Origin of the sequence: Paracraurococcus lichenis (assembly GCF_030657435.1) — a bacterium.
GTDB classification, from domain to species: Bacteria; Pseudomonadota; Alphaproteobacteria; order Acetobacterales; family Acetobacteraceae; genus Paracraurococcus; species Paracraurococcus lichenis.
In genome coordinates this window covers 1-353 of the sequence record NZ_JAUTWS010000542.1, presented here as the reverse complement: position 1 = coordinate 353, position 353 = coordinate 1, and the positions used below count along the sequence as shown (strand labels likewise).

General features: G+C 67.1%; 1 protein-coding gene. It reads right to left on the bottom strand.

Annotation, left to right across the window (positions count from 1 at the left end; all coding sequences use genetic code 11):
- The coding region (locus Q7A36_RS41165) for an IS66 family transposase (protein WP_305109536.1) at positions 1 to 353 on the bottom strand (353 nt) is incomplete at both ends.

The window sequence follows — 353 nt, the reverse complement described above, 5'->3', positions numbered from 1 at the left end:
CGGAGGGCCTGGAGAATGCCAAGGCCACGTCGTCGAGCGGTCTCGAGGACCGAGCGGACATCGGCATAGAGGTCAGCCCCCCAGACCGAGCGGAAGCCGTTGGTGACCTTGCGGAAGATCACGCAGGGCCGCAGCGCCTGTTCGGAGCCGTTGTTGGTGGGGGAGACCGCGCGGTCCGTGAGGAAGACGAACAGGTTCTGCCGGAAGCGCTTGATGATGCGCTGCAGCTTCAGCCTCGGCTTGTTGTCCGGCATGATCTTGAGCAGCTCATCCAGCGCGCGTTGCAGCCGGCCATGGTAGGCGGCCAGGGTGGCATCGGCGAGCCGCGGGCGGCGATGCGCGATGCGCACGGT